At 72.6% G+C, this 23,234-nt stretch carries 17 protein-coding genes; 8 read left to right on the top strand and 9 right to left on the bottom strand.

Annotated elements, in window-relative coordinates:
* The first annotated feature begins 91 nt into the window (after window positions 1-91).
* Window positions 92-445: a hypothetical protein gene (locus tag J421_RS09670; RefSeq protein ID WP_025410980.1), complete on the top strand. Its 354-nt coding sequence runs from the start codon at window positions 92-94 to the stop codon at window positions 443-445.
* A 9-nt stretch (window positions 446-454) separates the two neighbouring features.
* Here J421_RS09670 and J421_RS09665 read toward each other — a convergent pair whose 3' ends face one another.
* Window positions 455-1,225 carry an SDR family NAD(P)-dependent oxidoreductase gene (locus J421_RS09665; RefSeq protein WP_025410979.1) on the bottom strand — a complete coding sequence of 257 codons (771 nt, stop codon included), beginning with the start codon at window positions 1,223-1,225 and terminating at the stop codon, window positions 455-457.
* A 136-nt stretch (window positions 1,226-1,361) separates the two neighbouring features.
* Between J421_RS09665 and J421_RS09660 the strand changes: the two genes are divergently transcribed.
* Entirely contained in the window at window positions 1,362-2,429 is a 1,068-nt protein-coding gene (locus tag J421_RS09660) for a proline iminopeptidase-family hydrolase (protein ID WP_025410978.1), read from the top strand.
* 283 nt (window positions 2,430-2,712) lie between these two features.
* On the opposite strand, the gene J421_RS09655 is transcribed toward J421_RS09660, so the two are convergent.
* From J421_RS09655 to J421_RS09625, 7 genes are all read right to left on the bottom strand, one after another.
* The gene (locus tag J421_RS09655) at window positions 2,713-4,422 is read right to left on the bottom strand and encodes a SulP family inorganic anion transporter (RefSeq protein WP_025410977.1); all 1,710 of its coding nucleotides are present in this window, start codon (window positions 4,420-4,422) and stop codon (window positions 2,713-2,715) included.
* Between the two features lie 104 nt (window positions 4,423-4,526).
* The gene (locus J421_RS09650; protein ID WP_025410976.1) at window positions 4,527-5,813 is read right to left on the bottom strand and encodes a hypothetical protein; all 1,287 of its coding nucleotides are present in this window, start codon (window positions 5,811-5,813) and stop codon (window positions 4,527-4,529) included.
* A gap of 94 nt (window positions 5,814-5,907) precedes the next feature.
* Window positions 5,908-6,243 carry a metal-sensitive transcriptional regulator gene (locus J421_RS34340; protein ID WP_025410975.1) on the bottom strand — a complete coding sequence of 112 codons (336 nt, stop codon included), beginning with the start codon at window positions 6,241-6,243 and terminating at the stop codon, window positions 5,908-5,910.
* 108 nt (window positions 6,244-6,351) lie between these two features.
* Window positions 6,352-8,631 (bottom strand): heavy metal translocating P-type ATPase, encoded by a 2,280-nt coding sequence (locus J421_RS09640; protein ID WP_025410974.1) that lies wholly within the window; start codon window positions 8,629-8,631, stop codon window positions 6,352-6,354.
* Window positions 8,632-8,693: 62 nt separating this feature from the next.
* Entirely contained in the window at window positions 8,694-10,118 is a 1,425-nt protein-coding gene (locus J421_RS09635; protein ID WP_025410973.1) for a carboxylesterase/lipase family protein, read from the bottom strand.
* On the bottom strand, window positions 10,115-11,497 hold the full coding sequence (locus J421_RS09630; RefSeq protein ID WP_025410972.1) for an MBL fold metallo-hydrolase RNA specificity domain-containing protein: 1,383 nt from the start codon (window positions 11,495-11,497) through the stop codon (window positions 10,115-10,117). The genes J421_RS09635 and J421_RS09630 overlap by 4 nt, the downstream gene beginning before the upstream one ends.
* Window positions 11,498-11,631: 134 nt before the next feature.
* On the bottom strand, window positions 11,632-13,305 hold the full coding sequence (locus J421_RS09625; protein WP_025410971.1) for a sensor histidine kinase: 1,674 nt from the start codon (window positions 13,303-13,305) through the stop codon (window positions 11,632-11,634).
* 264 nt (window positions 13,306-13,569) lie between these two features.
* Between J421_RS09625 and J421_RS09620 the strand changes: the two genes are divergently transcribed.
* The 5 genes from J421_RS09620 to J421_RS09600 all read left to right on the top strand — a co-directional run bounded on the left by J421_RS09620 (window position 13,570) and on the right by J421_RS09600 (window position 20,678).
* Window positions 13,570-14,229, top strand: a complete 660-nt coding sequence (locus tag J421_RS09620; RefSeq protein WP_148306233.1) for a hypothetical protein — start codon at window positions 13,570-13,572, stop codon at window positions 14,227-14,229.
* Between the two features lie 62 nt (window positions 14,230-14,291).
* Window positions 14,292-16,220: a potassium transporter Kup gene (locus tag J421_RS09615; RefSeq protein ID WP_425485838.1), complete on the top strand. Its 1,929-nt coding sequence runs from the start codon at window positions 14,292-14,294 to the stop codon at window positions 16,218-16,220.
* A 123-nt stretch (window positions 16,221-16,343) separates the two neighbouring features.
* Window positions 16,344-18,536 carry a carbohydrate binding family 9 domain-containing protein gene (locus tag J421_RS09610; RefSeq protein ID WP_148306232.1) on the top strand — a complete coding sequence of 731 codons (2,193 nt, stop codon included), beginning with the start codon at window positions 16,344-16,346 and terminating at the stop codon, window positions 18,534-18,536.
* Window positions 18,537-18,544: 8 nt separating this feature from the next.
* Window positions 18,545-19,582, top strand: a complete 1,038-nt coding sequence (locus tag J421_RS09605; protein ID WP_025410967.1) for a YncE family protein — start codon at window positions 18,545-18,547, stop codon at window positions 19,580-19,582.
* Between the two features lie 10 nt (window positions 19,583-19,592).
* Window positions 19,593-20,678 carry a DMT family transporter gene (locus J421_RS09600; RefSeq protein WP_025410966.1) on the top strand — a complete coding sequence of 362 codons (1,086 nt, stop codon included), beginning with the start codon at window positions 19,593-19,595 and terminating at the stop codon, window positions 20,676-20,678.
* A 158-nt stretch (window positions 20,679-20,836) separates the two neighbouring features.
* On the opposite strand, the gene J421_RS09595 is transcribed toward J421_RS09600, so the two are convergent.
* Entirely contained in the window at window positions 20,837-21,619 is a 783-nt protein-coding gene (locus J421_RS09595) for a ZIP family metal transporter (RefSeq protein ID WP_025410965.1), read from the bottom strand.
* Between the two features lie 251 nt (window positions 21,620-21,870).
* On the opposite strand from J421_RS09595, the gene J421_RS09590 reads away from it, so the two are divergent.
* Window positions 21,871-23,232 (top strand): multicopper oxidase family protein, encoded by a 1,362-nt coding sequence (locus tag J421_RS09590; protein ID WP_025410964.1) that lies wholly within the window; start codon window positions 21,871-21,873, stop codon window positions 23,230-23,232.
* Window positions 23,233-23,234 lie beyond the last annotated feature (2 nt).

Genomic DNA, 23,234 nt, shown 5'->3' with positions numbered 1-23,234 from the left:
GTGCGGCTCGCGGCGACTCCGGGTCGGAGCCGCCACCGGACCCGCGACCGGACCCGCCTCCCTCCCGCCACCACATCGTGCCGCTTCCGTGATGTCGGACTCCCGCCTCGACGCGCCTAACGGGCGCGCGTCCGCGACGCTCGCCGCGGACCGCACGCTGGAGCACCGGCACCTCGCCGCCATCCGCGCCGCGCGCCTGGTGCTGCTCGACAGCGCGCGGCGCGCCGACGCGAGCGAGATCGAGGCCGCCATCGCGCCGTTCGTGCGCTCGATGCGCGACGCCGATTTCTCGCGGCCGACGATCTGCTCGCTCGTCGCCGCGGCGATCGACGCGGGGCTGCCGACCGGACGCGGCCCGGCACGGCGGGCGCAGCGCGCGGCGTCGCTCGCGCGATGGACGCGCCTCGCGGGGGAGCTCGCCGACGGCGCCGCGCGCGACGCGTGACGCGTGACCTCAGTACAGGGTCACCTGCTGCGTCAGCCCGCCGTCCACGTAGTACGTGCTGCCGGTGACGTAGCCCGCCTCGTCGCTCGCCAGGAACGTCGCGACGGCGGCGACGTCCTCCGGCGTGCCGAAGCGGCCCAGCGGGATCTCGCTCACCGCGTTGGCGTACGCCACCGGATCCTCGAGCACCGCGCGGTTGATCGGCGTCGCGATCGCCCCGGGGGCGATGTTGTTGACGGTGATGCGGTGCGGCGCGAGCTCCATCGCCAGGTTGCGCATCAGCATCCGCACCGCGCCCTTGCTCGCGCAGTACGACGTGTACCCGGGGAACGGGATGTCCTCGTGCACCGACGACATGAACAGCAGCCGCCCCCCGCCGCCCTGCCGCACCATGACGCGCGCCGCCGCCTGACTCACCGCGAACGCGCCGAAGAGGTTGACGCCGAGGACGCGATGCCACTCCTCGTCGGTCGTGTCGAGGAAGTCGCGCCGCACCTCGATGCCGGCGTTGCACACGCAGACGTCGAGGCGCCCCAGCTCGCGCACCACGCGGTCGACCATCGCCTCCACCTGCGCGCGGTCGGAGACGTCCCCCTCCACCGCGACGGCGCGCGTCGTGAAGCCGGCGACCGCGCGCTCGGCGGCCTCGCGATCCGGCGCACTCCCCGGCCGGAAGTTCAGCGCGACGTACGCGCCCTCGGCGGCGAAGCGCGCGGCCACGCCGGCGCCGATGCCCGAGCTGGCACCCGTGATGAGCGCGACCTTGTCCTTGAGGCGCATCGGATCTCCGCGGTTGAGGGTGCGGCCAAACGTACCGGCCGTGCGCTCGAATGGCACTTCCCCGCTCGGCGGTCGGCGCTATGATGGGCGTGGGGGGGAGCCCCCCTGGGTACTAGGTACCGCCAGCCACGCCGACATGCGCCGCCACCTCCTCGTCGCGCTCCTGCCCCTCGTCGTCGCGGCCGCGTGCCGCGCCGGCTCGTCCACGCCGAGCGACAGCGCGCGCGCGGGCGCCACGCCGCCTAACGCGACCGCGGCCTACTTCGACACCGCCGGCCGCACCGACGTCCTCTCCGGCGGCGTACGCCTCATCCCGATCACGACGCCGAAAGGCACGTTCCACGTCTGGACGAAGCGCATCGGCAACAACCCGCGCGTGAAGGTGCTGCTGTTGCACGGCGGTCCGGGCGCGACGCACGAGTACATGGAGGCGTTCGACTCGTACTTCCCGGCCGCGAACGTCGAGTACTACTACTACGACCAGCTCGGCTCGTTCTACAGCGACAACCCGAAGGACTCGTCGCTCGTGAACACGGCGCGCTACGTCGAGGAGGTCGAGCAGGTGCGGAAGGCGTTAGGCCTCGACCGCACCAACTTCTACCTGCTGGGCCAGTCGTGGGGCGGGCTGCTCGCCACGGAGTACGCGCTGAAGTACCAGCAGAACCTGAAAGGGCTCGTCATCTCGAACATGATGTCGAGCATCCCGGCGTACAACGAGTACGCGCACAAGGTCCTCATGCCGGCGATGGACCAGAAGGCGCTGGCCGAGATCCAGGCCATCGAGGCACGGAAGGATTTCCAGAGCCCACGCTACATGGCGCTGCTCACGCCGAACTTCTACGAGCAGCACCTGCTGCGCATGCCGGCGGACTCGTGGCCCGACCCCGTCAAGCGCGCGTTCGCCCACATCAACGAGGACGTGTACGTCCCGATGCAGGGGCCGAGCGAAATGGGCGCGAGCGGGAAGCTCGAGCACTGGGACCGCACCGCGGACCTGCCGAAGATCACCGTGCCGACGCTCGTCATCGGCGCGAAGTACGACACGATGGACCCGGCGTTCATGGAGCGCATGGCGAAGTCGATGCCGCACGCGCGGTACCTCTACTGCCCGAACGGGAGCCACATGGCCATGTACGACGACCAGCACACGTACATGGACGGCGTGATCCGGTTCATTCACGACGTGGACGCGGGGCGATTCTGATTCTCACGCGGAGGCGCGGAGCACGCGGAGAACTGCTTTGGCTGTGTGAATGAACCGCAGAGGACGCAGAGGGCCGCAGAGAACACCATCTCTCTTCTCCGAACCACAGAGGACACGGAGGACACAGAGGAGAACCACTCCAATTGGTTTCCTCCGTGTCCTCCGTGCCCTCCGTGGTTCGATTCAAAGAGGCAGTCCTCTGCGGCCCTCTGCGTCCTCTGCGGTTCAATACGAAGAGGCCGTTCTCCGCGTGCTCCGCGCCTCCGCGTGAGCCGCACGCGCCTCACGTCACCGCCGCGTGCCGCCCGGTGCCGTGTAGCAGCCGGCGCGCCGCGATGTGCTCCTCGGCCGCGGTCAGTGCGTCCTTCAGCGTCGGGCAGAGGTGCTCCTCGCCGATCTCGTCGAGCACCACGGAGCGCTGGAGCGCCTGGAGCGGCTGCGGCTGCACCTCCGACAGGAGCACGAGCGAGCCGTCGCGGCGACTGCGGTGCACGACGTCGGTGAGCGCGTGCAGTCCCGTCGCGTCGATCGTCGGCACGCGGCGCATGCGCAGCACGAGCACTTTCGGCTTCCCCGCGACGCGCGCGAGCGTGTCCTTGAACGCCGCCGCGGCGCCGAAGAAGAACGGCCCGTTGATCTCGTAGACCTCGACGCCGCGCGGCACGCGGTAGTGCCCCGTGGCGTCGGGATCGGGCGCCTCGTCGGCATCGGGGTCGTCCGACGGGCCGCCGGCGACGGCCACGGCGCGCACCTGCGTCACCTCGGCCATGCGCTTCATGAACAGGAACGCGGCGAGCACCATCCCGACCTCGATCGCGACGGTGAGGTCGACGAGCACCGTGAGCAGGAACGCCACGAGCATCACGGCGACGTCGCCCCGCGGCGACGAGAGCTCGTTGCGGAACACGCGCCACTCGCTCATGTGGTACGCCACCACGAGCAGGATCGACGCGAGCGTCGCCATCGGGACGAGCCCCGCCCAACGGCCGAAGAACAGCGTGATGAGCAGCAGCGTGGCCGCGTGCACCATGCCGGCCACCGGCGTGCGGCCGCCGTTCTTCACGTTCGTCGCCGTGCGCGCGATGGCGCCGGTGGCGGGGATGCCGCCGAACAGCGCGGACGCGACGTTCGCCACGCCCTGCGCGACGAGCTCCATGTTCGAGCGATGCTGCCCACCGATCATGCCGTCCGCGACCACGGCCGAGAGCAGCGACTCGATGCCGCCCAGCAGCGCGATGGTGAACGCCGGCCCGACGAGCGACGCCGCCTCGGCGAACGTGAGGTGCGGCATCACGGGGTGCGGCAGCGACGCGCTGATCGCGCCGAAGCGGCTCCCGATCGTCTCCACGTCGAGGCCGAAGCCGCGCACGACGGCCGTCGTCACGAGCAGCGCGACGAGCGGTCCCGGCACGCGGTGGCTCACGCGCGGCCACAGGATCAGGATCGCGAGCGCGAGCAGCGCCACGCCGAACGCGCGCCCGTTCACCGTGCCGAGGTGCGCGCCGATCGCGGCGAGCTTCTCCACGAACGGCGCCGGGACGGCGCCCATGCGCAGGCCGAGGAAGTCCTTGATCTCGCCGCTGGCGATGATCACCGCGATCCCCGACGTGAATCCGGTGACGAGCGGCCGCGGGATGAACCGGATCGCGACGCCGAGCTTCGCCACGCCGAACGCGACGAGCATCACGCCGGCCATCAGCGTCGCGACGGTGAGGCCGCCGACGCCGTACCGCTGCACGATGCCGTAGACGATGACGACGAACGCCCCCGTCGGCCCGCCCACCTGCACGCGCGAGCCGCCGAGGGCGGAGATGAGGAAGCCGGCGACGATCGCCGTGTACAGGCCGCGGTCGGGCGTGACGCCGCTCGCGATCGCGAACGCGATCGACAGCGGGAGCGCCACGATGCCGACGATCACGCCCGCGGTGAGGTCGCGGACGAGCTGCGCGCGGTCGTAGCCGCGCAGGGTGGTGACGAGCTTCGGGACGAACACCGAGGGCAGGAGGGCAGGAGGGCAGGAGGGCAGGAGGGCGCGAGGGGGGAGGGTCCCCTTCACCAAGATACTCGCTGCCCGCCTGCCCTCCTGTCCTCCTAGCGCTACCGCGGCGGCCGGAGCGCGAGCCGCGCGACGGCCGGCGCGCGCTGCACGGCCCCCGCGCGCAGCGAGCCATCGGCCTCGTACGCGTCGTAGCCGCCGTTCGCGACGAAGTACAGATCGTCGCCGACGAGCGCGAGGTGCGTGGGGTCCTGCAGCATCGTGCTGTCGCGTGCGAGCACGCGCACGCCGGTGATCGCGCCGTGCGCGCCGTCGAGGTCGAGCGCCACGATGCGGTCCGGGTTCAGCCCGTTCTGCACGCCGAGCAGCGCGTCGCCGCGCAGGATCATCCCGTCGACCCCGTTCACCGCGACGTCGCGCGGGCGCGGCAGCCACGACACGGCGCCGGTCGCCCGGTCGACGACGGCGATGCCGCGCACGTAGTCGGCGACGAACAGCCGGCGGCCGTCGGCGTCGGGCGCGATGCCCTGCGGCGAGACGAGCGTGCCCGGCGGCACGAGCGTGTCGAGCGTCTCGCGCCCGTCGCGCACGACGAAGATCATCCCCTCGCGGCCGTCGGAGACGAACAGGTCGCCGTTCGACGCGACGGCGATGTCGCCCGGCTCGTGCCGGCCCGGCGGCAGCGTCAGTCGCCGCGGCGCACTCGGGCGGCGCAGCGCGTAGCGGAGCACGGCGCTGCGGCCGGAGTCGGCGCGAGAGCCGCCCGCCATGTTCGTCGTCCACTCCGTCGCCACCCACAGCCGATCGCGCGCGGGATCGATGGCCATCCCCATCGCCGCCCACGCGCCGTCACGCGCGAGATCGACGAGCGGCGTCACGGTGCCGTCGAGCGTCACGGAAACGACGCGCCGATGTCGGATGCTCGACACGAGGAGCTGCCGCCGGGTCGGATCCCACACGATCCCCTCGGCCACGAAGTCGCGATCGGGCATCGTCGCCACCACGCGCGGCGCGCCGACGGCGGCGCCGTTCTCGCGAAGCCGACGCGCGACGTCGAGCCCCTCGGCCGGCGCGCGCACGCCGTCGAGCAGCGTGTCCGCCGCCACGTCGTGCGCGATGCCCATCGCGGCGAGGCGGTCGAGCGTGGCGATCGACGCGGCGGTGTCGCCCGCGCGCGCCTGCGCCCGCGCCATCGCGAGCACCACCGACGGGTGCCCGCCGAGCAGCGCGTCCATGCGCTCGAGGTGGGCGAGCGAGCCGCGCCAGTCGCCGCGCAGGCGGGCGTCGCGCGCGGCGCGATCGTGGTCGCGCCAGGTGGAGTCGTTCTGCGCCCTGGCGACGTGCGCGCCGAGCGCGAGAACCACGGCGAGGCGGGAGACGCGTCGCATGTGTCGCATGTGTCGCATGCGGCGACGGTGTGCCGCGCGCGCGCGCGGGGCCAGCGTCGCGTGCCGAACCCACGTCAGCGCGTGACGAGCCGCGTCAGCGCGAGTGCTTGTACATGAGATCCACCAGCTCGTCGTACATCGACTCGGCGTCGGCGTCGCCGGCGCGGATGGCGGACGTCGCGCAGTGCTTCAGGTGGTTGCGCATCAGCTCCCGGCCGACGGCGCGCAGCGCCTCGTGCACGGAGGAGATCTGCGTCAGCACGTCGGCGCAGTAGCGGTCCTCCTCGATCATCTTGTGGAGGCCGCGCACCTGTCCCTCGATGCGGCGCAGGCGCTTGAGGTTGCGCTCCTTCGCGTCGGGATCGACGGCGACCGCCTTGCGAGAGGCATCGTGGAGGCCGCAGGCGCAGGCGGTGGTGTGGGTGGGCATGGTGTCGGGTGTGAGGGACTGCCGGGACGCATCATGTCCATGGCGTTGCCATCATACCCAAAGGCCATGGAGATGTACGGGAACGCCATGGAAAGGATGCGTCTTGCTTCACTCGATCCGCGCCCGTCGGAGCCGCAGGCTGTTGCTCACGACGCTCACGGAGCTGAACGCCATCGCCGCGCTCGCGATGACGGGGCTGAGCAGGATGCCTAACGCGGGATAGAGCACGCCCGCGGCGACCGGGATGCCGACGACGTTGTACGCGAACGCCCAGAACAGGTTCTGGCGCATCGTGCGCATGGTGCGGCGCGACAGCGCGATGGCGTGCACCACGCCGTGCAGATCGGCGCGCATGAGCGCCACGTCGGCCGCCTCCACGGCGACGTCGGTGCCGGTGCCGATGGCGACGCCGACGTCGGCCTGGGCGAGCGCCGGCGCGTCGTTCACGCCGTCGCCCACCATCGCCACCACGCGTCCCTCGCCCTGCAGCCGCCGCACCTCGGCCACCTTGCCGTCGGGGAGCACGCCGGCGACCACGCGCTCGATCCCCGCCGCACGCGCCACGGCGCGGGCCGTGCGCTCGGTGTCGCCGGTGAGCAGCACGACGTCGAGCCCCATCGCGCGCAGCCGCGCCACGGCGTCGCGTGACGTCGGCCGGATCGGGTCGGCGACGGCGAGCACCGCGGCCAGCCGGCCGTCGACGGCGAGGAAGACCGGCGTCCTGCCGTCGGCGGCGAGGCGGTCGGCGTCGGCGCCTAACGGCGCGACGTCCACGGCCCACTCGGCCATCAGCGCCGCGTTGCCGACGACGACGCCGGTACCGTCCACGACCCCGGTCGCGCCGCGCCCCGTCGCCGACGCGAACGATTCCACCTCGGCCACGGCGACGCCGCGCTCGCGCGCGCGCCGCACGATGGCGTCGGCGAGCGGGTGCTCGCTCGCGCGCTCGACCGACGCGGCGAGCGCCAGCAGCTCGTCGGCGGAACGCGTCTCGCCGGGCGCGGGCACGAGGTCGGTGACGGTCGGCGCGCCCTCGGTCACCGTGCCCGTCTTGTCGAGCACCACCGTCGTGACGTCGCCGGCGCGCTGCAGCGCCTCGCCGCCCTTGATGAGCACTCCGAGCTCGGCGCCCTTCCCCGTCGCGACCATCACGGCGGTCGGCACGGCAAGCCCCATCGCGCACGGGCACGCGATGATGAGCACCGCGACGGCGGCGGCGAACGCGCGCACCGCGGCTTCCGCCGAGCTGGCGCCGCCGGCGTGGAGAGCGACGAGCCACGCGGCGAAGGTGACGAGCGAGATCGCCACGACGGTCGGGACGAAGATCGCGCTGATGCGATCGGCGAGCGCCTGGATCGGCGCGCGCGAGCCCTGCGCGTCGCGCATGAGCTGCACGATGCGCGCGAGCACCGAGTCGGCGCCCAACGTCGTCGCGCGGTAGCGGAACGCGCCGGTGGCGTTCAGCGTGCCGCCGATCACGCGGTCGCCGGCCGCCTTCGGCACCGGCATCGACTCGCCGGTGAGCATCGACTCGTCCACCGCGCTCGCGCCGCTCACCACCACACCGTCGACCGGCAGCCGTTCGCCGGGGCGCACGAGCACGACGTCGCCCGCGCGCACCCGCTCCACCGGCACGTCGATCTCCGCGTCGCCGCGCACGATCCGCGCGCTCGGCGGCTGCAGCGTGGCGAGCGCGCGCAGCGCGGCGGCGGTGTCGCGCTTCGCGCGCGCCTCGAACGCGTTGCCGGTGAGCACGAGCGCGATGATGATGATCACCGCCTCGTAGTAGACGTCGGCTGCCACGCCGTGCGACACGAACAGCCCCGGCACCACGGTCGCGATCACCGAGTACAGGAACGCCGCCCCCGTGCCGAGCGCGACGAGCGTGTTCATGTCGGCCGAGCGATGGCGGAGCGCGGCCCAGGCGCGCACGTAGAAGTGCCGACCCGGTCCCGCCATCACGATCGCGGTGATCGCGAGCAGCGCCCAGCGGACGACCGACGACGTCATGAACGCCATCGACACGAGCATCGCGATCGCGCCCGCGACGCCGCTCGCGATGGCCTTCGCGCGGAGCGCGCGGAACTCCGCCGCGGTCTCCTCGTCGCGCGCGGCCTGCTCCTCCACCGCGCTGCGCTCGGCGCGCGGCAGCTCGGCGCCGTAGCCGGTGCGGCGGATCGTCTCGACGAGCGCGTCGGCCGACACCGCGCTCGGATCGTACGCCACGGTGGCGTTGCCCATCATGAGGTTCACCGCGGCGTCGACGACGCCGGGGGTCTTCGCGAGAGTGCGCTGCACGCGCGCCTGGCAGGCGGCGCACGTCATCCCGCTGACGGGGATGACGATCCGCTCGGCGGCGTCGTGGGGCGCGACAGGCGTGGCGGTCATGGCTTCGATACCCTCCATGGGTATGAAGTCTAGATACCCCCTCCCCCTATGTCAAACCCGCGTCACCGCGGCGCCGCGGCGATCGGCCCGGTGCGCGGGCCGAGCTCCAGGACCGTCGCGCCGTCGGGCGCGAACGCGGGCCACGTGGGGAGCCCGGGGCCGTTCGGATCGCCGCGCGCGGCGAAGTTGACCCAGTACGCCATCATCGTCTCGGAGAGCCGCCGGTCCTCCGCCGTCCACGGACGCGGCAGCACGTCGAGCGTCCCGAACACGTACGGCACCTCCGAGGTGTGGAACGCGCCGAACTCCGGGTGCTCCGGCCACGGGATCACGCGGTCGAAGTAGTACGCGTACGCCGGTGTGCGCGCCGTCGTCGAGCGCTCGGCGAGGACGCGGCGCAGGCTCTCGAAGCCGACCTCCCGCGCGCGCGCCTTCCCCGTGTCCGCGGCGTAGTCGGGCGCGGAGCTCCCCTCGTCGGCGTTCATGCCCGCGATCGTCGGCACGTCGTTGATGGGGGCGAGCGCGTCGAGCACCACCGCACCGTCGACGACCGGGCCGAAGCGGCCGGCGCCGGGCGGCGACACGAGCTGGGCCGCGGGCAGCGCGCGCAGCTCGGCGACCGTCGGCGTGCCTAACGCCCGAGCCGTCGCGAGGCCCGCGCGCTCGGCGTCGGCGAGGGGGCGCGCCGCGGCGCGCGTCGTCGCCATCCCCATCGCCGCCAGCGCGTCGGGCCCGCTCTCGATCACCGCGCGCTGGAAGAGCCCCCGCGCGCGTGGCGACGTGGTGAGCAGGAACACCGAGATCGCGCCCGCGGACTGCCCCGCCACGGTGACGCGCGACGGGTCGCCGCCGAACGCCGCGACGTTGTCGTGCACCCACTGCAGCGCGGCGATCTGGTCGAGCAGGCCGTAGTTCCCCGACGCATGGTCCGGCGACTCGGCCGACAGCGCGGGATGCGCGAGGAAGCCGAGCGCGCCCACGCGGTAGTTGATCGTGACGACGACGAGCCCCTTCGCGGCGAGTCGCGCGCCGTCGTACACCGGCACGTCGCTCGAGCCGCTCGCGAAGCCGCCACCGTAGACGTAGACGAGTACCGGGCGCGGCGCGCCCTCGGCCGGTGCCGCGGTCCACACGTTGAGGTACAGGCAGTCCTCGCTCACCGGCCCGCGCAGCAGGAACTCGAGCGTCCACGGCCCGAACGCCGCGGGCGCGCGCTGCATGCACGCCGGCGAGAAGCGGTCCGCCGCGCGCACGCCGCTCCACGCCGCGGCCGGGCGCGGCGCGTGCCATCGCAGCTCGCCCAACGGCGGCGCGGCGAACGGCACGCCTTTGAACGACGCGACGCCGCCGTCGACGACGCCGCGCAGTGTGCCCTCGCGCACCCGCACGACGTCCCGCACGACGTCGCGTGGTCCATTCGACTCGACGTGGTGCGCGCACGCCGCGAGCGCCGCGACGCCCAACGTGCTCACGAAGCGTCTCGTCATACCTCCTCCCGCTGCCCGGGCTCGGGCACCCGCACGTCGTAGCTCGCGGCGCGCAGCGACGCGGCCAGCGCGTCCTGCGCCGGCGGCTCGCCGTGCACGAGATACACGCGGCCCAGCGCGGGCGACGTCGCGCGCACGGCGTCGAGCCACGCACGCAGCTCGTTGCGGTCGGCGTGCGCGCTGTAGCCGTTCAGCACCTCGACGCGCGCGCGCAGCGGCACGAGCTCGCCGAAGATCTTCAGCGTCTCGCGGCGCTCGACGATGCGCCGCCCCAACGTGTGCTCCGCCTGGAAGCCGACGATGAGCACCGTGTTGCGCGGATCGGCGGCGCCCTGCGCGAGATGGTGCAGGATGCGGCCGCTCTCCACCATGCCGGACGCGGCGATGATCACCATGGGCCCGGGCTGCCGCGCGAGCGCCTTCGACTCCTCGACGGTGTGCGTGTAGCGGAGCAGCGGGAATCGGAACAGCCGCGGCGCTTCGCGCACGAGCGTCTCGCCGCGGTCGAACACCTCGGGGTGCATCTCGAACACGGTCGTCGTGTCGATGGCGAGCGGGCTGTCGACGACGATCGGGATCTCGGGAATCGCGCGGTCGCGCGCGAGCTGGTGCAGGTCGTAGATCAGCTCCTGCGCGCGTCCCACCGCGAACGACGGCACGAGCACACGCCCGCCGCGCGCCGCGGTCTCGCGCACCACGCGGCCCAGCGTCTCGCGCGCGCCGTCCACGCTCTGGTGGTCGCGGTCGCCGTACGTCGACTCCATGATCACCGCGTGCGCGCCGTCGGGCGGCTGCGGATCGCGGATGATGGCGAGCCCCGAGCGGCCCACGTCGCCCGAGAACACGAGCCGCTTCGTCGCGCCATCGCTCGTGACGTCGAGCAGCACCGACGCGGATCCGAGGATGTGGCCGGCGTCGACGAACGTGGCGCGGATGCCCGGCGCGACGTCGCACGCCTGATGATACGGCACGGCCACCATGAGCTCCTGCACGCGCACGGCGTCGCGCATGCCGTACAGCGGCGGCACCGGATCCTTGCCGTGCCTAACGAGAAACTCGGCGTCCTTCTCCTGGATGTGCGCGCTGTCGGCCAGCATGTACGCGCACAGGTCGCGCGTGGCGGCCGTCGCCCAGATGCGCTTGTCGTAGCCCTCGGCCACGAGGAACGGCAGGCGCCCGGCATGGTCGATGTGCGCGTGGCTCAGCACCACGGCGTCGATCTCGTCGACGGGGAGCGGCAGGCGACGGTTCTTCTCGTCGGCCTCCTTGCGGCGGCCCTGGAACATGCCGCAGTCGAGCAGGATGGTCCTGCCGTTGGCGCGGACGATGTGGCAGGACCCGGTCACTTCCCGAGCGGCGCCGGCGAACTCGATCTGCACGTTCGATCCTCGCGGTGAAGGCCTCACGCAACATCGTCATGACGCGCGATCTGCCCGAGCGCGTGTGATCGGAAACTACAGAGCCGCGCCGCGGCGCGGACCATCAGCCGTAGGCGAGGTCGATCACATGCACGTCAGCCCTCGACGCCGGCCTGCTCGTCGTCGGGGAGCACTTCGGCTGGAAGCTCGAGCACGAACGCCGCGCCGCCGTCGTCGCGCGGGGCGTAGCGCAGCGAGCCCCCTTGTGCCTCGGCGAGCCCGCGCGCGATCGAGAGGCCGAGCCCCGTGCCGCGTACATCGGGCGGTGTGCCCGGCGGGCGGTAGAACGGCTCGAAGATCCGCTCGCCCTCTCCCTCGGGCACGCCCGGGCCGCGGTCGAGCACCGTGACGCGCAACCGGTCGCTCTCGCGCTCGGCGCGCACGACGATCGGGGTGTCGCGGGGTGCGTACTTCGCCGCGTTCTCGAGCAGGTTCACCACGATGCGCAGCGTCTGCGAGAGGTCGAACCGGCCGGCGAGCAGCGCGTCCTCGGGCTGTTCCACGCGCACGTCGCGCTCGCGGAGTGCGCCCGCCGCCCGCTGCAGCGCGGCGCCGAGCAGATCGTCCACCGTGTTCACTTCCACGTTGGGCACCACCGCGCCCGCCTGGATGCGCGACAGGTCGAGCAGGTCGCCGACGAGCGCGTTGAGGTGGTCGGCCTCGCGCTCGATCTGTCGCGCGAGCATCGGATCGGCGCCGTCGGCCACCTCGTGCGCGATCCCCTTGATCGTCGTGAGCGGCGTGCGCAGGTCGTGCGACACGGCCATGAGCAGCGCGCTCCGGAGCTGCTCGGCGCGCCGCTCCGCCTCGGCCCGCTCGGCACTCGCCACCAGTCGCACACGCTCGACGCCGAGCGCGGCGTAGTACGCGAGCGCGGTGAGGAGCCGCGCCTGCTCCGGCGTGAAGCGCAGCCCCGCGCGGCTCGCGAGCCGCAGGACTCCCACGGTGTGCCCGCGCGCGGTGAGCGAGAGCAGCAGGGCGCGCGCCCCGGCCCACGACGCGCCGTCGACGACGTGCGCGACGCCCGGGAGCCACTCGGCCTCGCCGATCGCGTCACCCAGCACGCCCGAGCCGTCCGACGGATGCGCGTCGTCCGGCGGATGGGCGAGCCGAACGCCGCCGTCCGCGAGCTCCACCGCGCTCGCCCGATTCGCGACGAGAAACGCGACGAGGCTCGCGTCGTCGACGGCGGGGACGCCCGCCGGCCGGGCGCTCGCGTCGGCGCCGTCGCGCACGTCACCCGCCCGCGCGACCGGGGTCACGCGGCCGTCGAGTCCGCGCTGGTAAACCTCGCACTCGTCGACACCGAGCGCGCTGCGGATCACGGAGGCGATCGCGAGCAGCGCGTCGTCGGCGCGCGGCACGCTGAGCGTCTCGGCGCCCAGTGCCGCGAGGCGGTCGATCTCGCGGGCGCGCGCCGTCGCCGTCTCCGCCGTCGCGCGCTCGCGCGCGAGGAGCTGCGCCGCGACGATGCTCGTCGCGAGGAACGCGAACAGGACGATCCAGTCGAGCGGGTTCGCCACGACGAGCGTGTTGTACGGCGGCAGGAACAGCGCGTTGAACAGCAGGAAGCCGAGCGTCGCCACCACGAGCCCGAGGCGGCGCCCCACGTCGGCGCTCGCGCCGAGCACCACGAGCAGGTAGACGAGCGCGACGTGCGCCTTGTCGAGGTAGCCGCGCACCGCCAGCATGCCCGCGGTCATCCCGGCCAGGACGCCGAGCCACACCGCCCATCGCGCGGCGTTAGGCACGCTCATGCCGCGGCGCATGTCACGTCGTCACGGTGGCATCACGCCGGCAGCGCCGGCATCCGCGTCGGGAGCAGCGAGGACGACATGGCAGGTCGATCGGAGGACTCGAAGTTGTCGCGAACTGTTCGTCCGACGATCTACCGTAGAGCGCGCAGGACGCGTTGACAATCGGCGACGGCACGACGGAGCGGCATTTCGACGGGTCCTTCGTGCGCGTGGCTGCGGCCGCTTTTTTATGCCGCGTTTGTGCGCGGCTCGGCGTGCTCTGGACAGTGTTAGAGCATGGCTGCAGTAGCATCCTACCTGCTCCTCTCGCTGCCCGCGCTCCGGGTCGCCGTCGGGGGCGCCGCGGTCGCGGCCGTTGGCGTGGCCACCGGCGCGGCGAGTGAGCGGTGGACGTGGCCTGCGCACGGCGAGGCGTCGCCACGCCGGCGCGGGCGGCGCGAGGTCGAGCAGCGCCGCTCGGGGCGGCGGCTGCGCCCGCGTCCGGTCGACCGTGACAGTCGCTGGGCGCTCGCCGCCGCGGACGGGTGCGACGTCGCCCGGTGCGACGCGTTCCTCGCCACGGTGGAGCGCTGGCCCCGGGACGTCTGGCTCGCGATCGACCGCGCCGCGGGCGAGGCGCCCCGCGCGTGCGACGCCGGTCGGTCCGTCGCCGCCCTCGTGTCCGCTCGCGGACTGCACGTCACGGCGTGGCTCGTCCGCGACCTGGTCGAGACCTCGGCGGCGATGGCGGGCGGCGCGACTCCGCGTCACGCGTGGCGCGCGTCGCAGGCGCCCGGCGAGCACCGGGTCCTCACGGCGGCACACGAGGTCGTGGCGCAGGCCGCGCTCGCCCACCTGTTGCGGCCGTGGCTCACGGCCGACGCGTACGGCGCGCTCACCAAGCCGGTCGCCGTCGTCCCGATGCGCCGGTCTCCGAACCCGTACGCCACGCCATGAGCGTCGAGCAGGCGCCCAACCCGTTCGAGACCACCTCGCACCCCGCCACGCACGCCCGCGCGATCGGAGACACGCACGGTGATGCCCACGGCGCGCACGGCGCGCACGGCGCGCATGCGGGCAGCCCGCAGAACCGACGCTACGTGCTCACGCTGGCGCTCGCCGCGTTGGGCATCGTCTACGGCGACATCGGCACGAGTCCCCTCTACTCGCTGCGCGAGGTGTTCCTCCCCGAGCACGGACTTCGCCCCACGCCGGACAACGTGCTCGGCGTGCTGTCGCTGATCGTGTGGTCGCTCGTGCTGGTGATCTCGGTCAAGTACCTCGTGTTCATCCTCCGCGCCGACAACCGGGGCGAGGGTGGGATCCTCGCGCTCACCTCGCTCGTCACGCCGGCGCACGCGCTGCGCCGTGGGCGGTGGGGGCTCATCATCCTCGGCCTGTTCGGCACGTCGCTGCTCTACGGCGACGGGATGATCACGCCGGCCATCTCGGTGCTGAGCGCGGTGGAGGGGCTCGAGGTGCTGACGCCGCGGTTCGCGCCGTACGTCGAGCCGATCACGATCGCGATCCTCGCCGCGCTGTTCTTCGTGCAGAGCCACGGCACCGCCAAGGTCGGGCGCGTGTTCGGGCCGATCATGGTGGTGTGGTTCGCCACGCTCGCCGCGTTAGGCGTCTGGCACGTCGCCGGCGCGCCGGGCGTGCTCGGCGCCGTGCTGCCGACGCACGCCGTACGCTTCTTCGTCGACAACGGCTGGACGGGGTACGTCGTGCTCGGCTCCGTGTTCCTCGTCGTCACCGGCGGCGAGGCGCTGTACGCCGACATGGGGCACTTCGGTGCGCGGCCCATCCGGTGGGCCTGGTTCGGGCTCGTGCTCCCCGCGCTGCTGCTCAACTACTTCGGGCAGGGCGCGCTGCTGCTCGCCAACGCGCGAGCGATCGACAACCCGTTCTTCCACATGGTGCCAGCGTGGGCGCTGCTCCCGGCGGTGATCCTCGCGACCGTGGCGACGGTGATCGCGTCACAGGCGCTCATCTCCGGCGCGTTCTCGCTCACCCTGCAGGCGGTGCAGCTCGGCTACAGCCCGCGCGTGCGCATCGACCACACGTCCGCCACCGAGCGCGGGCAGATCTACATCCCGAGCGTGAACTGGGCGCTCATGATCGCGTGCATCGGTCTCGTCGTCGGCTTCAAGAACTCGACGAACCTCGCCGCCGCGTACGGCGTCGCGGTGACGACGACGATGGCCATCACCACGCTGCTCTTCCACTTCGTCGCCCACGAGCGGTGGGGCTGGGGACACCTCAAGGCGGGCGCGCTCACCGCGCTGTTCCTGACGATCGACCTCGCGTTCTTCGGCGCGAACGTGCTGAAGATCCCGCACGGCGGCTGGTTCCCGCTCGTCATCGGCGCCGTCGTGTTCACGCTGCTCACGACGTGGAAGAAGGGCCGCCAGGTGCTGTCGACGCGCATGCGCGAGATGGTGCTGCCGCGCGCGGGCTTCCTCGAGAGCATCGCCGCGCATCCGCCGCACCGCGTGAAGGGCACGTCGGTGTTCATGTTCGGCGACACGAAAGGGACGCCGCCGGCGCTGCTGCACAACCTGAAGCACAACAAGGTGCTTCACGAGCGTGTCGTCTTCCTCGCCGTCGTCACGCAGGAGATCCCGCAGGTGCCGCCCGAGGAGCGCGTGACGGTCGAGGACCTCGGCCACGGCTTCTGGCAGGTGAAGCTGCGCTACGGCTTCATGGAGGAGGCCGACGTGCCGGCGGCGCTCGCGGCGATCGAGCGCGACGGTCTCTCGTTCAAGCCGATGGACACGACGTTCTTCCTCGGCCGCGAGACGCTCATCGCGACGAAGCGGCCGGGGATGGCGGTCTGGCGCGAGAAGCTGTTCGCGCTCATGGCGCAGAACGCCCGGCCGGCGACGACGTTCTTCCGGCTGCCTCCCAACCGCGTCGTGGAGCTCGGGGCGCAGGTCGAGCTCTGATCCGGGGAACGGCGTCACGCACGCGTCGGGGTGCCGCCACGCGCGGGACGATCGCGCCCCGTCGCGTCGTCGCGCATCATGGACGGCGTGTCGTGCCAGTATCGCCCCGAGCTTCGGACGCCCTTGGAGCGGACCACCATGCGCGTGGCGCTCGTCGCGCTGATGTGCGCACCGCGTGCCGCGCCCGGCCAGGCCGCGCGCGGTGCCGCGCCCGCGCTGCGCGTGGCGACGACGCGGGGGGACGTGCGCGTCGACGGGCGTCTCACCGAACCGGCGTGGAGCGTCGCCGATTCGATCGGCGGTCTCACGCAGGTCGAGCCCCGGGAGGGCGGCGCGCCGTCCGCGCGCACGGTGGTGCGCGTGCTGTTCACCCGCGACGCCGTGGTGATCGGCGTGCGCGCCGACGATCCGGAGCCCGCGCGCATCGTCGCCTACGCCCGTCAGCGCGACGCGACGCTCGACGCCGAGGACCACGTGAAGATCGTGCTCGACACGTACCGCGACGGCCGCTCCGGCTACGTGTTCAGCGTGAACCCGAACGGCGCGCGCTACGACGCGCTCGTGACCGACCAGGGCGCCGGCGAGAACGCGAACTGGGACGCCGTGTGGCAGGCCGCCACCGCGCGCACGCCGGAGGGGTGGTCGGCCGAGATCCTGATCCCGCTGAAGAGCCTCCTCTTCCGTCCCGGGCGCACCGAGTGGGGCTTCAACGTGCAGCGGCGGATCCAGCGGCTGCAGGAGACCGACCGCTGGGCGAGCCCCGAGCGAGACATCAAGGTCACGCAGACGAGCCGCGCCGGCCGCCTCGTCGACCTGCCGCGCGTCGACCTCGGCGTCGGTCTCAGCGTGCGCCCCTCGGTGACCGGCGGCGGCGCGCACGATACGTCGCGCGCGCCGCTCCGCAGCTCCAGCCGCGCGAGCCTCGACGCCACGCAGCGCCTCGGGGCGAACACGCTCGCCTCGCTCACGGTGAACACCGACTTCGCCGAGACGGAGGTCGACGCGCGGCGGGTCAACCTCACGCGCTTCCCGCTGTTCTTCCCCGAGAAGCGCACGTTCTTCCTCGAGGGCGCCGACATCTTCGACTTCGGGCTGGGGCTGGAGGAAGACGTCATCCCGTTCTTCAGCCGTCGCATCGGGCTCCTCGCGGGCGAGCAGGTGCCGATCGACGTCGGCGCGAAGGTGACCGGCCGCGCGGGCGGCACGAACTTCGGCGCGCTCGCGGTGCGCACGCGGCAGGTCGACACGCTGCCGACGGCGGCGGCGATGGGCGTCGTGCGCGTGAAGCAGAACGTGCTTGGCGAGTCGTCCGCCGGCTTCATCGCGACGGTCGGCGATCCGTTAGGCCGTCGCGGGAGCTGGCTCGTCGGCCCCGACCTGACGTACTCGACGTCGCGCTTCCACGGGGACCGAAACTTCCTCGTCGGCGTGTGGGGTCTCGCGACGGGACGCGCGGACCTCGTGCGCGGCGATCGCACCGCGGCGGGCTTCAAGGTCGACTACCCGAACGACCTGTGGGACGTGGCGCTGAGCTACAAGCGAATCGGCGACGGGTTCGATCCGTCGCTGGGGTTCGTGCCCCGCCCCGGCGTGCACGTCGCGTCGCTCGCCGCGAACTGGCAACCGCGTCCGAGGCGCCCCATCGGGCCGCTCCACATCCGGCAGTGCTTCTGGGAGAACGAGCTCAGTTACGTCTCCGGGCTGACCGGCGGGTGGCAGAGCTACGAGTACTTCATGGCGCCGATCAACTGCCGCCTGGAGAGCGGCGACCGGTTCGAGTTCAACGTCGTGCCCAGGGGCGAGCGGCTCACGGAGCCGTTCGACGTGGCGGACGGCGTGACGATCCCCGCGGGCACGTATCACTTCCCGCGGTTCCGGCTGGAGGGCGGGCTCGCGGCGAAGCGCCGGCTGAACGCGCAGGCGACGTGGTGGTTCGGACGCTTCTACGACGGCACGCTGCACCAGTACGAGCTGACCGGCGCGTGGAAGCCGTCGCCGCTCGTGATCGTCGAGCTCACGGGCGAGCACGACGTGGGCCGGCTCCGCGAGGGCCGCTTCACGCAGGACGTGGCGGGCACGCGCGTGCGGCTCAACGTCTCGCCCGACCTGCAGCTCACGAGCTTCCTGCAGTACGACACCGAGTCGCGCGCGTTCGGCACCAACACCCGCCTCCGGTGGACGTACAGCCCGCTCGGCGAGCTGTTCGTGGTGTACGATCACAACCTGCGCACCCGCGACCCGCTGACGCTCCGGCGCGAGCTCGCGTTCGCGTCGAACCAGCTGCTCGTGAAGGCGCAGTACGCGTTTCGCTACTGAGGGCGTCCATGCATCTCTTCCTCGCACTCCTCACAGTCGCCCAGCCGCCCGCGTGCGCGGCGACCGCGACCTCGCTGACGCCCACGTCCTGGCGCGCGACGCTCGCGCCGATTCCGCCGGACGCGCCGAGGCACGGGCTGCGCGCGGTCGCCGACATCCCGCTGCCAGGTCCGGCCAACCGGTTCGACTATCAGAGCGTCGACGACGCGGCGCGGCGCCTCTACATCAGCCACATGAACGCCGGCCGGCTCGTCGTGTTCGACCTCGACGCGTCGAAGGTGCTGAGGGAAGTGTCGGGCGTCGACCGCGCGACGGGCGTGTGGGCGGTGCCGGCGCATCACACCGTCTACGTCTCCGCCGCCGGCCGGCACGAGGTCGCGGCCGTCGACGACCGCACGCTCACGGTGACCGCGCGCATCGGCGGCATCCGCTTTCCGGACGGCATCGCGTACGCGGCGGACGAGCACAGGCTGTTCGTCTCCGACGAGGCGGGCCAGGCCGACGTGGTGATCGACGCGCGGACGAACGCGAAGCGCGCGACGATCCCGTTGGGCGGCGAGGCCGGCAACACCCACTACGACTCAGTGTCGCACTGCATCCTCGTCGCCGTGCAGACGAGGAACGAGCTCGTCGCGATCGACCCCGTTCGGGAGCGCGTGGTCGCGCGCTACGATCTGCCCGGCGCGGACCATCCGCACGGCTTCGCGCTCGACGAGCCGGGGCGCCTGGCGTTCGTCTCCAGCGAGGGGAACGGCGCGCTGCAGGTCGTGGATCTGCGCACGATGCGCGTGCTCTCGACGCGCCGCGTCGGCGACGATCCGGACGTGCTCGCGTGGGACGCGGCGTGGCGCCGACTCTACGTCGCGTCGGAGTCCGGCGTGCTGAGCGCCTTCGCGGTCGACGGCGCCGTGCTCCGGCCGTCAGGCGACGTGCGCGCGCCGCATGCGCACACGGTGAGCGTCGACCCGCGAACCCACCGCGTGTACGTGCCGCTGGAGAACGTGGGCGGGCGCCCGGTGCTGCGCGTGCTCGAGCCGGCGCCGTAGCGAGACGACGATGACGCCGACGCCACCGGCTCCGGAGCGTGCACCACGACGTCTCGACCGCGACATCGGCCGAGCGCTGGTCGCGGCCGTGCTGTTCGGCCTGTCCGCGCCCGTGGCGAAGGCGCTGCTGCGCGCGACGACGCCGCAGCTGCTCGCGGGTCTGCTCTACCTCGGCTCGGGGAGCGGCCTGCTCGCCCTGTGGCTCGTGCGGCGCGGCCGCGTGGAGGCGCCGCTCGGCCGCCGAGACGTGCCCTGGCTCGCGGGCGCGATCGCGGCGGGCGGCATCGCCGGGCCGGTGCTGCTGATGGTGGGGCTCGCGCGCACGCCCGCGTCGAGCGCGTCGCTGCTGCTCAACTTCGAGGGGGTGCTCACGGCGCTCCTCGCCTGGTTCGTGTTCCGCGAGAACGTCGACCGACGGGTCGCGCTCGGCATGCTCGCCATCGTCCTGGGCGGCGCGCTCATCTCGTGGCAGGGCCGCGCGACGCTGGGCGGCCTAACGGGGCCGCTCGCGGTCGTCGGCGCGTGCGCCTGCTGGGCGGTGGACAACAACCTCACGCAGAAGGTCTCGGCGGGCGACCCGGTGCAGATCGCGATGCTCAAGGGGCTCACCGCCGGCGCGGTGAACCTCGTGATCGCGCTCGCGCTGGGCGCCCGGCTGCCCCACGCGCCCGTCGTGGGCGGCGCGCTCGTGCTGGGCTTTCTGAGCTACGGCGTGAGCCTCGTGCTGTTCGTCCTCGCGCTGCGCGGGCTCGGCACGGCGCGCACGGGCGCCTACTTCTCGACGGCGCCGTTCGTCGGTGCGGTCGCGTCGCTGCTCGTCTGGCGCGAGCCGGTGACGTCCGGGCTGCTGTTAGGCGGGGCGTGCATGGCGGTCGGGGTATGGCTGCACGTGACCGAGCGACACGAGCACCCGCACGTCCATGAGGCGATGGATCACGAGCACGCGCACGTGCACGACGAGCACCACCGCCATGAGCACGCGCCGGGCGACCCGCCGGTGACGGACCCCGTCCCGCACACGCATCCGCACCACCACGCGCCGCTCGCGCACACGCATCCGCACTACCCGGACATCCACCACCGGCATGGACACTGAGCGCTCGGGCGAGGCACCTTCCCACGACACGCCGAGGGCCGACTGAAGCGAGATGCGCGATCAGCCGGGATCTCCGCGGGGATGGACGGCGACCTCGCCGCGGAGAGCACGCCCGGCGACGGGAGCCGGTTCACGCTCACGCTCCCGCAGGGTCTAGCTCAGTCGAGCACCATGCCGATCACGAGGAACGCCAGGAAGCCCACGAAGAACATCGCCGTGCCGAGCGGCGTCTCGCGCTCCTCGTGCGCCTCGCGCAGCAGCTCCTCGGTGACGAGGTAGAGCAGCGCCGCGACGCCGAACGAGAGCACGATCTCCATCGCGCCGCCCGTGAGCCCGCGCAGCACGGTGGCGCCGAGCACCGCGCTGACGAAGACGAGCAGCCCGAGCGCGGACACGATCGGCAGCACGCGCACGCGCGGCACGTTCGACCGCGTGAGCTCCCCGGCGAGCGCGAGCCCGACGCTGAGCTGCTCCGCCGCCTCCGCGAGCGCGAGCAGCACGCCGATGCGGGCGCCAGCCGCGAAGCCGACGCCCAGCAGCAGCCCGTCGAGCAGGAAGTCGATGCCGATCGCGACGAGCAGACTGAGGCCGACCGGCGGCGTGCCAGGAGGCGCGGGCTCACGGCCGTCCTCGTCGTCGTCGTCCTCGTCGTCGTCCTCGTCGTCGTCGCCGCGGATGCGATCGAGCAGCCGGTCGACGACGAGCATCGTGACGATGCCCAGCGAGAAGCCGATCACCACGTCGCCGACGAGCGCGCGGCGCTGGATCTCCGGGAGCAGCTCCACCGCGACGACAGCGAACACGACGCCCGCCGCGAGATGGAGCACGTAGCCGCGGAGCCGCGCCATCACCGGCCAGTACGCGCCGAGCGCCGCACCGATCACCGTGAAGACGACCGGCACGAGCGAGTAGAGCAGCGTCGTTCGGAGAAGCGGGGTCATGTCGTGGTGCCGAAGTGCGTCACGCGTCCGCCGCGGAGCGCATAGCGTGCGAGGCTCACGGCGAGCGCGCGCTCGCCGACCAGACGACGGTGGCGATGAGCGCGGTCTCGTGCGGCATCGGCTCAACCTATCTCAGTGAAGGCGAATCATCGCATCACCGTACCAAAGCAGCCGTTTCGTTCAAGATCGGCGTCGTGGCCGGTCGTAGCATGGGCGTACGCTCACGACACTCGGCCGCCACGGAGGAACTCATGTCCGACCACTCGCATCATCATCATCACGTGCACCACGCCCCCGCCGCCGATGCACTCGGCGCGTACACCATGGCGCACGACGCCGCGCAGCCGGCGCCGGGTGGCCGCGTGGTGATGGTGGCGCTCGAGGCCTCCGAGTTCGACTGGGAGTTCGTGGCCGGGCGCCCCGCGCGCGCGTGGGGCTACGACGGTCAGGTGCCCGGCCCCGTGCTCGAGGCGAACGTCGGCGACGTGCTCGAGGTGCGGCTGACGAACCGGCTCGCCGAGCCGACCACCATTCACTGGCACGGCCTGCGGCTCCCCGCGCCGATGGACGGCACCGACATGGTGCAACACCCCGTCGCGCCCGGCGAGACGTTCACGTACCGCTTCATGCTGCCGGACGCCGGCACGTTCTGGTATCACTCGCACACGAACGAGCGCGTGCAGATGGAGCGCGGTCTCTACGGCGCGCTCGTCGTCCGCGGCCCCGGCGAGCCGCGCGTCGACGCCGAGCGGGTGCTCGTGCTCGACGACGTGGCGCTCGACCGGAAGGGGCAGATCAAGCCGCCCGGCTGGTGGATCGAGCAGCACGACGGGCGACAGGGGAGCACGCGGCTCGTGAACGGCCTGCAGGAGCCGGTGCTCGCGATGGCGGCCGGACAGATCGAGCGGTGGCGCATCGTGAACGCGGCGAGCGCGCGCTACGTCCGGCTCTCGTTAGGCGGCCGGCCGTTCGCGCTCATCGGCAGCGACGGCGGCCTGCTCGCCGCGCCCGTCACGATGACCGAGGTGCTCCTCGCGCCGTCCGACCGCGTGGAGCTCGCCGTCGGGCCGTTCGCCGAGGGCGAGACGCTGCGCATCGAATCGCTCGCGTACGACCGCAAGAGCACGAACAGCCAGCGGAAGGCGGAGCCGTTCGCGACGGTGCGCGTCGGAGCGGCGAAGCCGTCGGTGGCGGAGATCCCATCGAAGCTGCGCGACATCGAGCCGCTGGTGACGGGCTCCATCACGCCCAACCGCGAGGTGCACCTCGGCGCCCGCATGAGCTTCAGGCACGGCGTCGACTTCCTCGTGAACCAGGAGCAGCACCACCGCGACCAGCCGGTGCGGGTCGGCGAGCTGCAGGTGTGGGACATCGTGAACGACACGCTGATGGATCACCCGTTCCACCTGCACGGCTTCTTCTTCCAGGTGGTCTCGGTGAACGGCGAGCCGCCGACGTTCCTGTCGTGGGAGGACACGGTCAACGTGCCGCCGAAGAGCACCGTGCGCATCGCGTGGGTGCCCGACGACCGGCCCGGCGAGTGGATGTACCACTGCCACATCGTCGAGCACCACGCGAACGGCATGATGGGGCACTTCGCCGTCGTGCCGTAGAC

Origin of the sequence: Gemmatirosa kalamazoonensis (assembly GCF_000522985.1) — a bacterium.
Lineage (GTDB): Bacteria > Gemmatimonadota > Gemmatimonadetes > Gemmatimonadales > Gemmatimonadaceae > Gemmatirosa > Gemmatirosa kalamazoonensis.
This window is presented reverse-complemented; position numbering and strand designations above follow the sequence as displayed.